General features: G+C 58.3%; 17 protein-coding genes. 1 reads left to right on the top strand and 16 read right to left on the bottom strand.

The annotated features are described in order from the left end of the window. Positions 1-2: 2 nt before the first annotated feature. The 9 genes from ACP15F_RS04090 to ACP15F_RS04050 all read right to left on the bottom strand — a co-directional run bounded on the left by ACP15F_RS04090 (position 3) and on the right by ACP15F_RS04050 (position 5,501). The gene (locus ACP15F_RS04090) at positions 3-485 is read right to left on the bottom strand and encodes an ExbD/TolR family protein (RefSeq protein ID WP_424939560.1); all 483 of its coding nucleotides are present in this window, start codon (positions 483-485) and stop codon (positions 3-5) included. Position 486: 1 nt separating this feature from the next. Continuing rightward, the gene (gene tolQ, locus ACP15F_RS04085; protein ID WP_424939559.1) at positions 487-1,182 is read right to left on the bottom strand and encodes a protein TolQ; all 696 of its coding nucleotides are present in this window, start codon (positions 1,180-1,182) and stop codon (positions 487-489) included. A 111-nt stretch (positions 1,183-1,293) separates the two neighbouring features. Continuing rightward, positions 1,294-1,677, bottom strand: a complete 384-nt coding sequence (ybgC, locus tag ACP15F_RS04080; RefSeq protein WP_424939558.1) for a tol-pal system-associated acyl-CoA thioesterase — start codon at positions 1,675-1,677, stop codon at positions 1,294-1,296. Positions 1,678-1,701: 24 nt separating this feature from the next. Continuing rightward, a complete protein-coding gene (gene thpR / locus ACP15F_RS04075) occupies positions 1,702-2,238 on the bottom strand; it encodes an RNA 2',3'-cyclic phosphodiesterase (RefSeq protein WP_424939557.1) in 537 nt (178 codons plus the stop codon). Continuing rightward, the gene (locus tag ACP15F_RS04070; RefSeq protein ID WP_424940937.1) at positions 2,238-2,897 is read right to left on the bottom strand and encodes a hypothetical protein; all 660 of its coding nucleotides are present in this window, start codon (positions 2,895-2,897) and stop codon (positions 2,238-2,240) included. Before ACP15F_RS04070 ends, thpR begins: the two co-directional genes overlap by 1 nt. Before the next feature lie 74 nt (positions 2,898-2,971). After that, positions 2,972-4,033, bottom strand: coding sequence for a Holliday junction branch migration DNA helicase RuvB (gene ruvB, locus ACP15F_RS04065; protein ID WP_424939556.1), 1,062 nt, complete (start codon positions 4,031-4,033; stop codon positions 2,972-2,974). An 18-nt stretch (positions 4,034-4,051) separates the two neighbouring features. Further along, positions 4,052-4,738: a Holliday junction branch migration protein RuvA gene (gene ruvA, locus ACP15F_RS04060; RefSeq protein WP_424939555.1), complete on the bottom strand. Its 687-nt coding sequence runs from the start codon at positions 4,736-4,738 to the stop codon at positions 4,052-4,054. Beyond that, positions 4,735-5,241 (bottom strand): crossover junction endodeoxyribonuclease RuvC, encoded by a 507-nt coding sequence (gene ruvC, locus ACP15F_RS04055; protein WP_424939554.1) that lies wholly within the window; start codon positions 5,239-5,241, stop codon positions 4,735-4,737. The genes ruvA and ruvC overlap by 4 nt, the downstream gene beginning before the upstream one ends. Continuing rightward, a complete protein-coding gene (locus ACP15F_RS04050; protein ID WP_424939553.1) occupies positions 5,229-5,501 on the bottom strand; it encodes a hypothetical protein in 273 nt (90 codons plus the stop codon). The genes ruvC and ACP15F_RS04050 overlap by 13 nt, the downstream gene beginning before the upstream one ends. A gap of 95 nt (positions 5,502-5,596) precedes the next feature. Here ACP15F_RS04050 and ACP15F_RS04045 point away from each other — a divergent pair, with 95 nt between their 5' ends. After that, on the top strand, positions 5,597-5,791 hold the full coding sequence (locus ACP15F_RS04045; protein ID WP_163036771.1) for a DUF1127 domain-containing protein: 195 nt from the start codon (positions 5,597-5,599) through the stop codon (positions 5,789-5,791). A gap of 133 nt (positions 5,792-5,924) precedes the next feature. On the opposite strand, the gene ACP15F_RS04040 is transcribed toward ACP15F_RS04045, so the two are convergent. From ACP15F_RS04040 to rpiA, 7 genes are all read right to left on the bottom strand, one after another. Beyond that, positions 5,925-7,457, bottom strand: a complete 1,533-nt coding sequence (locus ACP15F_RS04040) for a Do family serine endopeptidase (protein WP_424939552.1) — start codon at positions 7,455-7,457, stop codon at positions 5,925-5,927. A gap of 101 nt (positions 7,458-7,558) precedes the next feature. Next, a complete protein-coding gene (locus tag ACP15F_RS04035; RefSeq protein ID WP_424940936.1) occupies positions 7,559-7,801 on the bottom strand; it encodes a hypothetical protein in 243 nt (80 codons plus the stop codon). A gap of 26 nt (positions 7,802-7,827) precedes the next feature. Next, the gene (locus ACP15F_RS04030; protein ID WP_424939551.1) at positions 7,828-8,019 is read right to left on the bottom strand and encodes a DUF2065 family protein; all 192 of its coding nucleotides are present in this window, start codon (positions 8,017-8,019) and stop codon (positions 7,828-7,830) included. Continuing rightward, positions 8,019-8,888 (bottom strand): protease modulator HflC, encoded by an 870-nt coding sequence (hflC, locus tag ACP15F_RS04025; RefSeq protein WP_424939550.1) that lies wholly within the window; start codon positions 8,886-8,888, stop codon positions 8,019-8,021. Before hflC ends, ACP15F_RS04030 begins: the two co-directional genes overlap by 1 nt. Further along, a complete protein-coding gene (gene hflK / locus ACP15F_RS04020) occupies positions 8,888-10,048 on the bottom strand; it encodes an FtsH protease activity modulator HflK (protein ID WP_424939549.1) in 1,161 nt (386 codons plus the stop codon). Before hflK ends, hflC begins: the two co-directional genes overlap by 1 nt. A 129-nt stretch (positions 10,049-10,177) precedes the next feature. After that, entirely contained in the window at positions 10,178-11,545 is a 1,368-nt protein-coding gene (gene gor, locus ACP15F_RS04015) for a glutathione-disulfide reductase (RefSeq protein ID WP_424939548.1), read from the bottom strand. A gap of 137 nt (positions 11,546-11,682) precedes the next feature. Continuing rightward, on the bottom strand, positions 11,683-12,465 hold the full coding sequence (gene rpiA / locus ACP15F_RS04010) for a ribose-5-phosphate isomerase RpiA (protein ID WP_424939547.1): 783 nt from the start codon (positions 12,463-12,465) through the stop codon (positions 11,683-11,685). Positions 12,466-12,489: the final 24 nt, after the last annotated feature.

The following is a 12,489-nucleotide window of genomic DNA, read 5'->3' as shown; positions in this document are numbered from 1 at the left end:
CCTCAGTTCCCCTGCCCGGTCAGCGTCGGGCCACCACCTTCGGTCACGAAACCGATCTTGGAAAAGCCTGCCGCGTTCAAAGCGCCCATGATCTGGGCCGTGGTGTCCCATTCGACCTGACCGTCAATCCGCAGGAAGATCTTGTCGTCCACACGCTCTGCCGCGATGGCGCGAAGGCGCGGGATCAGATCGTCGCGCGCGATTTCGGTGGTTTGCAGGAAGACCTGGCCTTCCGCATTGATGGTAATGGCCAGTGGTTCTTCCTCGGGTGCGTCTAATGACTTCGCCGCCGTCTGTGACAGCTCGACTGGCACGCCGACCACCGACAGGGGAGCTGCCACCATGAAGATAATCAGAAGCACCAGCATGACGTCCACGAAAGGCGTCACGTTGATTTCCGCCATCACGCGGCGATGCTTGCCACGACGGCGCCCACGACGAGCGCGCCGATCGGCACCCCCGCTGCTTTGCACATTCGCGCCCATCTTAACTGTCCAACTGACGGCTGAGGATGGTGGCGAACTCGTCCGCGAACGCCTCGTAGCCCGCAAGGATGTTGTCGCTGTCCACGCTCAGCTTGTTGTAGAAGACCGCCGCCGGGATCGCAGCCAGAAGGCCCAGACCAGTTGCCAAAAGTGCCTCGGCGATGCCGGGAGCCACAACGGCAAGGTTGGTGTTCTGTTGCTGCGCGATTTCGATAAAGGCGTTCATGATACCCCAGACAGTGCCGAAAAGCCCAACGAACGGAGCGGTCGCTGCGACCGTCGCCAAAAAGCTCAGCCCCTTGTTCAGGTCTTCGCCTTCTTTTGCGATTGCAACATCCATCGATCGATCAATCCGTGACTGCGCGTTGGCTATCAAACCGCCATCCGCACGGTGCGAGCGTCGCCATTCCAGCATCCCTGCCGCAAAAACCTTTTCCGCCGATCCATCCGGGCTTGCACCGATTTGGTCGAACAGCTCGTCCAGTGGTTCGCCCGACCAGAACTTGCGGTCAAACACCTCTGCCTCGGCGCGGGTGCGCCGGAAAGCCATGAATTTCGTAATGATGATCGCCCAGGACCAGATCGACGCAACAATCAGCAGAAGCATCACCAGCTTCACTGTGAATGTCGCACGTAAAAATAGGGCCAAGAAGGAGAAATCAATCTCCGCCGCTGCCGAAAGCGCTTCCGTTTCCATAACTCTGCCTCTGTACCGCCGCCTCTTTGGGCCGCTTTTCTGCACGAATGTTAGCCCAAGCACAGGATGATGGCTATCAAAACCGCGTCATCGGCAGGAAATGCTGCGATTTCAGTGGACCAACAGGCGAATATTTGCCGGAAGGCGCGCGGGCGCGCCTGAGTCCGCAATGCAAACAATGGTCACAACCGCCTGAAACAAGGGCTGTTCGTCGCGTTTAACCACTTGTTTCAGCACCAGACGTGCGGCGGTCACCTGCTCAACAGATGTTTCAACCTGTAACTCATCGTCAAATTTTGCGGGCGATATGTAATCCGCCTCGACCCGGCGCACGGCAAAAACCAACCCCTCGTCCCGCATGGCATTCTGATCAATCCCGATCTCGCGCACCCAATCTGATCGCGCCCGTTCGATATAGCGCAGATAGTTGGCGTAATAGACGATCCCGGCCATGTCGGTGTCTTCATAGTAAACGCGGATGGGGAATTGATGCATGGGGGCCTCGTAATTTTATGCACTCTAGAACGTGAGAGGATAGTCCGCCAAGACCTCGTATCGCGCTCCATCTGGGTGCAACTCGGATTGATACAACGAAAGGATGTTCAGCGGAACGGCCCGGAAGCGCACCGCCCCATGGGTTTCCAACGCGTGCCCCAACGAGGCCATGTCCTCGGGCATCGGTTTGCGCGGCAACCTAGCCAATGTCACATGGGCCCGAAACCGGCGATGTGGCAGCATGATGCCGGCCCGTCGCACACAAGACAGGACTTGCTTTTGCAACCCGTCAACACCTGACACCATCCACCCCAACACTGAAGGCTGCTTGCCGCCCAGAGGTTCGAGTCCTGTGAACTCGGCATCTACCGCAGGAAGCGGTGTCGCTTCCAGAACCTCATGCACATCCAGTAGTGCGTCGCGAGGCTGATCCCCCAGAAAGGCCAGCGTGATATGCAGGTTCTCGAAGGGTTGAGGACGTCCAAGCTTAAGCCGCGCGGCAAAACGCTCTAACTCATCCGCAATTTCGTCAGGCAAGGGAAGAGCGATAAAACTTCGCATTAATGCTGTGTTTCACCATCCGGCACCGCCACCTGCATCCGCGCATACATGCGCAACGCATGAGACGCATCGCCCGCACAGGGCGGCAAGATCGGGTCATAGGCCGCTTTGATTAGGGCCGCAATTTCCGGGCGAAGGATAGTTTGACCATCAGGCAGCAGCGCCAAAGGGCTTTTCGCGCCAAATGCGCCCTCGCCCCAGAGGATGACAGCCTGAACGGCCTGCGCCAAGGCGATGCTTTCGGCAGGTTGCTCAGCCATCTCGCCCGACATGCACACAAAGGTGAAACAGGCTTGGATGGCCCCGTCATTGTCAAAGCGGAAGGCGCGGTATTGGCTGGCACCGGCGGTTTTTAAACGCGCCACCAATGGCTCAAGATCCGGGATCATTTCGCCCAGTTTGGGAACGTCCAACAGCTCGTCCCAATCGCGGAAGAAGAACACCATCAAGTTGGCTCCCAGCTCGGGATCGGTCTCGGCCATTTTATGACCAGCCAAAACCACAACCGCTTCGATCGCGCCCTTGACGATCTCAAGCGTTTCTTCCTCGACGCCGAAGACCACCGGCACAATTGGACGGCCCCAACGGGCAAAGGTGAAGCTGCCATCAGGCCGCGTGAAATGGGCTGTGACGTCTTCGGGCGACATCAAAGGGGGCATCTGAGGGGCGTCGGTCATGGGCGGTCTCCTTACTTGGCGCTGTGTGTCGCGCAGGCGGCCGCCTGTTGCAAGTCTTAACCCTCGAACAATTGCCCCTGTCCCGGCTTCTCGGGCTTCGGAGCCGTCAGACCCAGATGCGACCACGCGCGCTGCCCCAGCATCCGCCCGCGCGGGGTGCGTTGGATCAGACCTTGCTGCAGCAGGAAAGGCTCGATCACCTCTTCCAGCGCGTCGCGGCTCTCGGACAGGGCCGCCGAGAGCGTTTCGATCCCGACGGGACCGCCACCGTAATGTTCCGCCATCAGCCCCATATAGCGCCGGTCCGCGCCATCAAGGCCCAGATTGTCGACACCCAGCCGTGTCAGCGCATTGTCGGCAATATCACGCGTGATGCGCCCGTCGCCTTCGACCACAGCGAAATCCACCACGCGGCGCAAAAGTCGGCCCGCGATCCGGGGCGTGCCGCGGGCGCGTTTGGCAATCTCATGCGCACCATCCTCGTCGGCGGGGGCGCCCAGTTTGATTGCGTTGCGCGAGACGATCTCGTGCAGCTCGTCCACCGTATAGAACTGAAGCCGCGTTGGAATGCCGAACCGGTCACGCAAAGGCGTCGTCAGCAGGCCCAAACGGGTGGTCGCGCCGACCAGCGTGAAAGGCTGAAGCTCGATCCGCACGGTGCGCGCGGCGGGGCCTTCGCCAATTACCAAATCCAGCTCGAAATCCTCCATCGCGGGATAGAGCACTTCTTCGACGACCGGGTTCAGGCGGTGGATCTCGTCAATGAACAGAACGTCATTGGCTTCCAGATTGGTCAGAATTGCCGCCAGATCGCCCGCCTTGGCCAACACCGGCCCAGACGTCATACGGAAGTTCACCCCAAGCTCGCGCGCCATGATCTGTGCCAGAGTGGTTTTCCCCAGACCGGGCGGGCCGTGGAACAGCACATGATCCATCGCCTCGTTCCGGCGGCGGGCACTTTCGATGAAAACACGCAGGTTTGCGCGGGCCTCGGCCTGACCGATGAAATCCCCCAGCGCCTGTGGGCGCAGGGCGCGGTCCACTTCCACGCGCTCTTCCGGTGTGGGCGCAGGGCGCAGGGTGGGATCTGGGCTGAAAGCTGGGTCCGAATTCGACATAAGTTAATCCTTTAACCCTTAGCCTTTGGGCGCAAGCAGTTTCAGCGCTGACCGGATTAGCCCCGCAGTTTTCAGCGCAGGGTCATCGCCCAGGGCCTGAGCTACGGCGGACGCGGCTTCGCCGGGGGCGTATCCAAGATTGGTCAGGGCTGACAGCGCCTCGGCCTGTGCGGCCGGGTCTGCATTGGGTGTATCAGGAACGGTAGGCGCAGGCGCGGGCGTCACGACTTCAACTACGGCGTCGTCTGTACCATCAACCGGTACAGCATTGGTGCTGCCCCCTGCCCCCGCCAGTGCCATAACACGTGCCGCCTTGTCTTTCAGTTCATTCACGACGCGCTGCGCCGTTTTGGGGCCAATCCCTTTGGCCGCCTTCACCGCGTTCCAGTCGCCCAAGGCAATCGCGCGACTGACCCCGTCCGCGCCCAGCGTACCCAAAATGGCCATCGAGGCTTTCGCCCCCACGCCTTGCACGCTCATCAATAGGCGATGCCATTCTTTCTCGACCAGCGAAGTAAACCCAAAAAGCTGCAAATTGTCTTCGCGAACTAACAGGTCTGTATAAAGCGCCACAGCCTCGCCCGCTGCGGGCAGCGCCGACATGGTCCGGTCCGAGACATAGACCAGATATCCTACGCCCTTCACGTCGATCAGCACGTGATCGTCAGCCCGATAGTCAATGCGTCCTGCGATCCGTCCGATCATGCTGTCGCCCTTTTCACTGCGGCCTCAAGCCGGCCTGCGTTCTGTGCGTGGAAGGAATGGCAAATCGCAATCGCCAATGCGTCTGCGGCGTCTGGCCCGGTGATTTGCACGCCCGGCAATTGCATCCGCACCATATGGTCCACCTGCTTCTTATCCGCATGGCCCACGCCCACCACTGCTTTCTTCACCGCGTTGGGGGCGTATTCCCCAATGCTCAGCCCAGCCTGTGCTGGTACCAGCAGCGCAATCCCGCGCGCCTGCCCCAGTTTGAGGGTACCCACCGCATCTTTGTTCACGAATGTCTGTTCAACAGCTGCCGTATCCGGCTGAAACTGCGCCACCACTTCGGACAATTGTTCATGAAGAGACAACAGGCGCGAGGCGAGATCACCCGTTCGGGACATGCAGACGCCATTGGCGACATGTGACAAACGCGTCCCCGCGGTGTCCACGACCCCCCAACCCATATTTCGAAGTCCCGGGTCGATGCCTATGATACGCATATCCTGCCCTGCTCTGCTGCTTTGCGGCCTTTTCGGCGCGTTTTTGTTGCACCGCCAGAACTAGCACGAAACGAGAACATTGACCAGCGAGATTTAAGCAACACAGACTTTTGTGCTGGTTCAAAATCCAGGATCGATAAAATACGAACAAAAAACTGCAGGGCCAGATCGTTCCCTGCACGATATTTTGCCAGTTTCCGACCAATTTCGACCTTGCAAATCCCGAAAACGACCCGTTGCACAAAACGCATACGGGACATGCAAAAACCATGCTTGTGAGAACGATTTTTCGGTCCTAGATGGCATTTCAGAGCAATTCAGCTCACCCAACCTCTTTTTTGTGAAGGACACGAAAATGGCTGCTTTCGAAACCATGACTCCCGTAACTGGCGGCGTCTTCGGGGGCCGTCTGTCCGACGCCATGCGCGGCATTGTTGCCGCTGTGGTCGCCTGGAATGACGCTCGCGAGACCCGCAACGCCCTGTCGAAGCTGACGGATCGTGAGCTTGAAGATATCGGGCTTTGCCGCGCCGATATCGACGCGATCTAAGACCTCGCCACTCGCGAACCCGCTTGTACTGAATTTATAGTTTCAGGGACAAACGCAAAATGAAACCCGCGCCATTCAGCGCGGGTTTTGTTTTGCCCGCCGGAACCTGTCCGGCGGGATATTTCTTTTCCGTTTACTCTTCCAGCGACAATGCCACGAAGCGCGGGTTCCCTTCACGACGGACCAGAAGCAGCACCGATTTGCGGCCGCCATCACGGGCGACTTGCAGGCTTGCTTCGAGATCTTCGATCGAAGCGACAGGCTGCTGACCTGCTTCCGAGATCACGTCACCCGCACGGATGCCTTTCTCAAAGGCCTCGGTGTCTTCGTCGATGTCCAGAACAGCCAGACCCTCTTCACCCGGGTTCAAACCCAAAGCTTCGCGGGTGCTGTCATCCAAGGGCGCCAGCGACATGCCCAGTAGCTTGCTGGGTTCAGCAGGGGTCGACGGCTCTTCATCGTCAGGTGTAGTCGACGCGGCAACTGCATCTTCACGGCGACCAAGCGTCACCAAGATGGTTTCGGTTTTACCATCACGCAGGATCATCACGCGTACAGCGCTGCCGACAGGCGCGTTGCCGACCGTGCGGACAAGTTCGCCCGAATCCGTCACATCTACGCCGTCAAAGCTAAGGATCACGTCATTGACCTGAATGCCTGCCTCTTTGGCGGGACCTTCGGGAACGTCGGTCACCAAAGCACCATCGGTGCTTTCCAGCCCAAGCGCTTCAGCGATATCGTCCGAGATGTCCTGAATGCGCACGCCCAGCCAACCACGGCGAGTTTCGCCGAACTCTTTCAGCTGATCAATCACACGATCAACCACGGCCGAAGACATAGCAAACCCGATCCCGATTGAGCCACCATTGGGGCTGAGGATCGCGGTGTTCACGCCAATCACCTGTCCATCCATATTGAACAGCGGACCGCCCGAGTTGCCCCGGTTGATGGCCGCATCAGTCTGGATGTAGTCGTCGTAATTGCCCGACAGCTCGCGGTTGCGCTGTGACACGATCCCGGCCGAGACCGAGAAGCCCTGCCCCAGCGGGTTGCCCACTGCCATCACCCAATCGCCGACGCGCATAACGTCGCTGTCACCGAAGCTGACATAGGTCAGCGGCTCGTCGCTTTCGACTTTCAAAAGCGCAATGTCGGTGTTCGGATCCGTACCAATCACCTTGGCTTCCAACTGCTCATCACGGTCAAAAAACTCGATCAGGATCTCGTCTGCGCCTTCAATCACGTGGTTGTTGGTGACGATAAACCCATCTTCGGAAATCACAAATCCGGACCCAAGTGCCTGACTACGGCGTTGGCGCTGCTGTTGCTGACCACCATTTGGACCCTGTTGGTTGCGCTCAAGGAAATCGCGGAAGAACTCTTCAAAAGGGCTGCCTTCCGGGATCATCGGCTGAGGGCCACCTTCGCGCCCTGCGACGATTGTCGAGGTGGTGATGTTCACAACTGCGGGGCTGACCTGCTCTGCCAGATCAGCGAAGCTTTCTGGCGCGCCGCGCGCATCTGCACGAAGGGATGTTGCCAACAAAGTGGCGACCGCGAGGATCAGGGCGACAAATCCCCGATAATACTCTGACTGCACCTGCCTAATGGCGTATGCCTGCGCTCTCACACTACTCTCCTTTTCGATAACTACCGGATGAAGCATCCGTTTAAATGATAGTCTCTAGATAGGAGCCGAAAAGCGCAACGCAAAGTTTGGGCGGCGACCTCACCGCTATGTGAACGCGCGTAACACAGCGTGAACGATCACACTGGCGATATGGCGATACGGCAGCGGTCACCTGTCCGCACCCCAGCTTTGGTGCATTGCACTTGGGTCAGATTGAAGAAATACGCGTCCGACCCCTTGCCCCACGGATGAATACGCCGGTGAAAAGGGGCGCTGTCATTTATCGTAACGTGGGCCTCGAATGCCCCCGAGAACGTATGCGCAATCTCGGGCTTCACGATAATATAACAAGGCAGATCATCGCGCTTTCGCAAGATCACAGCGTCAAATCGGATCGCTCCCCGCGTCAAAGCCGAGCACCTGACAGCCAGACCAAAAGCACCCCAAGTGCCAATGCAACCAGCCCGATCAGACGCCTTTGGTCGCGGGTCATAGCGGCCATCATCGCGACCAGATCATCCAGACGCGAAGGGGCCAGTGCGAACACCAGCCCCTCGATCACGAGCACAAGCCCGATACCCAATAGGATCGTAGACATTACCGCCCCGTATCCGATTTCAGATAGTCAAAGAACTCGCTATCCGGCGTGATGACCAGCGACGAGTTACTGCCACCCAAAGCGTTCTCGTAGGCTTCCAGCGAACGGAAGAATGCGTAGAACTCTGGGTCGCGGCCCAGCGCATCGGCCAGAATACCGTTGCGGCGGGCGTCAGCCTCACCCCGGATGATCTGAGCCTGCTTGCGGGCTTCTGACACGGTTTCAACCACCGTACGATCTGCGGTCGCACGAAGCCGCTGTGCGGCTTCGTTACCGCGTGCGATCTCATCTGCAGCCAAACGCTGACGTTCTGCACGCATCCGTTCAAATGTGGCTTCAAGGTTCTGCTGAGGCAGGTCAGCGCTTTTGATCCGCACGTCAACGATGTCAACGCCAAGCGACAAGGCTTGTACGCGTGCCTGATCGCGAATCTGGTTCATCAGAACCACACGGTCGGCTGACAGAACTACGCCCGAGTTTACTTTACCCAGCACCTCACGCAGCTCGGCGTTCAAGATGCGTTCAAGACGTGGTGCAGCCCCAGCGATCGAGCTTGCGCCAACCGCACGACGGAACTGTTTGGCGTCCGCGATGCGCCAGCGCGCAAATGCATCCACTTCCAAACGGCGCCCATCCGCTGGCGTAACTTCCAGCTTGCGGGTGTCCAAGGGCAGGATCCGGTCGTCATATTTGACGATCTCATGCAGCACCGGAATTTTGAAATAGAGGCCCGGATCCGAGATCTCGGCCTGAACTTCACCAAACCACAGACGCAACGCTTTCTGGCGTTCGTCAACGATATAAACCGATTGCACTGCTCCGAAGATCAGCGCAGCCAGAACGAAAAGACCGATTTGTGAACGTTTCATCAGTTCGACCCTCCGCTGGATTGGTCCGTTTTGCGCGACAGTTCATTTAGCGGCAGATAGGGCACTACGCCCCCGCTTCCGCCAACGCCTTCGTCAAGAATGACCTTGTCGACATTCGACAGAACTTTCTCGAGCGTCTCCAGATACAGGCGCTTGCGCGTGATATCCGGTGCTTTCTCAAATTCGTCATAGACCGCAATGAAACGCGCGGCTTCACCTTCGGCTTCGTTCACCACGCGGGCACGGTAACCTTCGGCTTGTTCCATCAACTGGGCTGCTTCACCACGGGCCGCAGCGACAACGCGGTTGGCATAAGCATCCGCTTGTTTTTGCAACGTGTCGCGGGTCTGTTCTGCGGCCTGCACTTCACGGAAGCTGTCGATCACTTCGGCCGGCGGGTCAGCACGGTCAAAGTTCACACGCACGATGTTCACACCAGATTCGTAACCATCAAGCGTCGACTGGATCAACTCTTCCAGATCTTGCGCAATGACACCACGATCTGACGTCAGCACCGGGGCAAGACGCGACCGCGCAATAATCTCGCGCATAGCGGATTCCGACACGGCCTGAATGGTGTTTTCTGGCGCTGCCAGGTTGAACACGAAGGCTTCGATGTCCGAGATGTTCCACACCACCTGGAAGTCGATATCAACGATGTTTTCGTCCCCGGTCAGCATAAGGCCTTCCGAAGTACCGTCGCCGATGTTGATGACGTTTTCACGGGTTACCGGGTAGATCTCTTTGGTCACGATGGGCCAAGGTGCGAAATTCAGACCTTCTTGCCCAACGCCGTAACGCTCGCCGAACAGCAGCTCGACCGATTGCTCGGATGTATCCACGCGATAGAAGCTGGCAAAGACCCAGACCGCAACCGCCACAAGAGCGATCAGCAGAATCGAGCCGCGTCCGATGCTGGGACCGCCCGCACCTTGTCCGCCTTGACCGCCGCCTTTGCGACTGTCACCGCGGCCACCCATGAGCACACGCAGTTGCTCTTGGCCTTTTTTCATCAGCTCGTCGATTTCCGGGATCTGGGGGCTATCACCGCCGGGGCGATTGTTGCCGCCGCGATTGCCATCATTATTCGAGGGGGGACGTCCACCAGAGCCGCCACGGTTTCCACCGCCGCCCCAGGGACCGCCATTATCGCTGGCCATCTGGTCCAATTCCTTCCGTCTTAAAAACAGGGTTTCGCGCTCATAACTGGCCCTTCGGGCGCGGAATTTCAAGGCAAAGGGGACGCAATGCGCCCCCTTTTCATACGTTTAAACAACTAAAAGCCGAGATCAGTCGCTGCGCGTGGGTGACTTCATCAACACGATCTCTTCCGACATCGTCGGGTGAACGGCGACGGTTCGGTCGAAATCTGCCTTGGTTGCACCCATTTTGACAGCCACAGCAGCTAGCTGAATCATCTCGCCTGCGCCATCGCCAACGATATGAACGCCCAGCACTTTCTGGGTCTCTTGGCTGACGATCAGCTTGAACAGCACGCGCTCATTCGACCCGATGAAGCTTTTCTGCATCGGGCGGAAAGCGGCGCAATAGACGTCGATCTTTTCCTGCGCGCGGGCGTCTTCTTCGGACAGACCCACCGTGCCGTATTCGGGCTGGGTGAACACCGCCGAGGCCACGTTTTCGTGATCTGGCTTCGTCGGGTTGCCGTTGAAGACGGTTTCGACGAAAGCCATGCCTTCGCGGATCGCGACCGGTGTCAGGGTGATCCTGTTGGTTACATCGCCCACCGCATAGATCGACGGGACCGAGGTCTGGCTGTAGTCATCCACGACCACTTCGCCGCCACGGCCCAGCTTCACGCCAGTCTCTTCCAGACCCAGCCCATCGGTGTTCGGGACACGGCCAGTGGCAAATAGCACCTGATCGAACATTTCTTCACGCCCATCGGTGCCTTTGACCCAGATGGCGCCGTCACGTTTCTCCATCTGCTCAACTTCAAGGCCGACATGCAGGTCTACGCCACGCTCGCGGATGTGTTCAGCAAGGAAGCCACGCACTTCATCATCAAATCCGCGCAAGATCTGCGCGCCGCGATACCATTGCGCCACATGGCTGCCCAGACCGTTGAAAATGCAGGCAAACTCGGTCGCGATGTAACCGCCACCCACGATCAGGATCCGCTTCGGGAAGTCCTCAAGATTGAACACTTCGTTCGAGGTGATGCCCAGTTCGGCCGCGCCGGGGGTATCAGGGATGAAGGGCCGGCCGCCGGTGGCCACAAGAATGTGCTTGGCAGTGAATGTCTCGCCCGTGGACAGTTCGACCGTGTGGGCGTCTTTCACAACGGCGCGCGCATGGAAAATATCCGCGCTCGAATTGCCCAGATTGCGGGTATAGATGCCCTCGAGCCGCTCAAGCTCGGCATGAAGCGCGGGACGGAAGGTGCCCTTCCAGTCAAATTCGCCACGTTCGTTGCCCTGCCACCCATATGCCGCGGCATCCGCCGCCGCTGGACCATGTTGCGAGGCAAAGACCATCAGCTTTTTCGGCACACAGCCGCGGATGACACATGTGCCGCCCATCCGGAACTCTTCGGCCAGCGCAACTTTCGCGCCACCTTCGGCCGCAACACGACCAGCGCGCACGCCACCCGAACCACCACCGATTACAAAGAGGTCATAGTCAAATCCGCTCATATCCATTGCCTTTCACGTCCCACCCCATTGGGTGTGCATCACATCAGGGTTTGCATCCGCTGAAAGCTAGGTGCTTGCGGCTGGGCTTTCCACCCCCGGAATTGTCACATTGATCACGTTTCTGCGTCTGACCCCAGTCAGATATCCGCGAAAATGTTTGCGTCTTCGCCAAGATCCACCAAAACCTCGTTCAAAGTGCCGTCCGTCAGATCAGTCACTTCGATGCGGCCATCCCCGTGGCCCGAGATCACCATGTCGCAAATATCTATAAACAGACCATTTTCAACGACACCCGGAATGTGGTTCAACGCAAGCGCCAAATGGCGCGGGTCGCCGATCCGTTTCAGGTGTAAGTCTATAATATGGTTGCCTTCATCCGTCACAAAAGGAGCGTCATCGACCATCCGCAAAGCGGCTTCCCAGCCTAGTACATCCATCCCGTCCAGCATCGCCTCGACCGTCGCCCGGGTGGTTTGAAGTCCGAAGGGAACGACCTCGATCGGCAGAGGAAAAGCCCCGAGCTGCGCGACCGATTTCGACTGATCCGCAATCACGATCATGCGATCCGAAGCGGAAGCGACGATCTTTTCTTGAAGCAATGCCCCGCCGCCACCCTTAATCAGGGTCAGCTCGGCATCATATTCATCGGTTCCATCAATGGTCAGATCCAGCCACTTGGCGTCGTCCAACGTCGTAAGGGCAAGTCCCGCTCTCTGAGCCAGCTCGGCTGTGCGGCGGCTAGTAGGAACGCCAACGACCTTCAACCCTTCCTCTTTCACACGTTCGCCAAGATATTTGACCATCCATGCGGATGTCGAACCTGTACCCAGTCCAACACGCATTCCGTCCTCGACGAACTGTACTGCGTATCTGGCAGCAATGCTTTTGGCCGTATCGATAGGCGAAAGATTTGCGGACATAACGAATCCCTAGAACCATGCAAC

The organism is Aliiroseovarius sp. S253, assembly GCF_049800855.1.
In the GTDB taxonomy this organism is placed as follows: domain Bacteria; phylum Pseudomonadota; class Alphaproteobacteria; order Rhodobacterales; family Rhodobacteraceae; genus Aliiroseovarius.
Note: the sequence above shows the minus strand (reverse complement) of the source record. Positions and strands in the feature narration are given on the sequence as shown.

What these genes read in the sequence shown, in the direction of transcription:
- tolQ (WP_424939559.1), bottom strand. Translation starts at nt 1,182, where the DNA reads ATGGAAACGGAAGCGCTTTCGGCAGCGGCGGAGATTGATTTCTCCTTC.
- gor (WP_424939548.1), bottom strand. Translation starts at nt 11,545, where the DNA reads ATGAGCGGATTTGACTATGACCTCTTTGTAATCGGTGGTGGTTCGGGT.
- hflK (WP_424939549.1), bottom strand. Translation starts at nt 10,048, where the DNA reads ATGGCCAGCGATAATGGCGGTCCCTGGGGCGGCGGTGGAAACCGTGGC.
- thpR (WP_424939557.1), bottom strand. Translation starts at nt 2,238, where the DNA reads ATGCGAAGTTTTATCGCTCTTCCCTTGCCTGACGAAATTGCGGATGAG.
- ACP15F_RS04045 (WP_163036771.1), top strand. Translation starts at nt 5,597, where the DNA reads ATGGCTGCTTTCGAAACCATGACTCCCGTAACTGGCGGCGTCTTCGGG.
- ruvA (WP_424939555.1), bottom strand. Translation starts at nt 4,738, where the DNA reads ATGATCGGACGGATCGCAGGACGCATTGACTATCGGGCTGACGATCAC.
- hflC (WP_424939550.1), bottom strand. Translation starts at nt 8,888, where the DNA reads ATGAAACGTTCACAAATCGGTCTTTTCGTTCTGGCTGCGCTGATCTTC.
- ACP15F_RS04090 (WP_424939560.1), bottom strand. Translation starts at nt 485, where the DNA reads ATGGGCGCGAATGTGCAAAGCAGCGGGGGTGCCGATCGGCGCGCTCGT.
- ACP15F_RS04040 (WP_424939552.1), bottom strand. Translation starts at nt 7,457, where the DNA reads ATGCTTCATCCGGTAGTTATCGAAAAGGAGAGTAGTGTGAGAGCGCAG.
- ruvB (WP_424939556.1), bottom strand. Translation starts at nt 4,033, where the DNA reads ATGTCGAATTCGGACCCAGCTTTCAGCCCAGATCCCACCCTGCGCCCT.
- ACP15F_RS04030 (WP_424939551.1), bottom strand. Translation starts at nt 8,019, where the DNA reads ATGTCTACGATCCTATTGGGTATCGGGCTTGTGCTCGTGATCGAGGGG.
- ruvC (WP_424939554.1), bottom strand. Translation starts at nt 5,241, where the DNA reads ATGCGTATCATAGGCATCGACCCGGGACTTCGAAATATGGGTTGGGGG.
- rpiA (WP_424939547.1), bottom strand. Translation starts at nt 12,465, where the DNA reads ATGTCCGCAAATCTTTCGCCTATCGATACGGCCAAAAGCATTGCTGCC.
- ACP15F_RS04050 (WP_424939553.1), bottom strand. Translation starts at nt 5,501, where the DNA reads ATGTCCCGTATGCGTTTTGTGCAACGGGTCGTTTTCGGGATTTGCAAG.
- ACP15F_RS04070 (WP_424940937.1), bottom strand. Translation starts at nt 2,897, where the DNA reads ATGCCCCCTTTGATGTCGCCCGAAGACGTCACAGCCCATTTCACGCGG.
- ybgC (WP_424939558.1), bottom strand. Translation starts at nt 1,677, where the DNA reads ATGCATCAATTCCCCATCCGCGTTTACTATGAAGACACCGACATGGCC.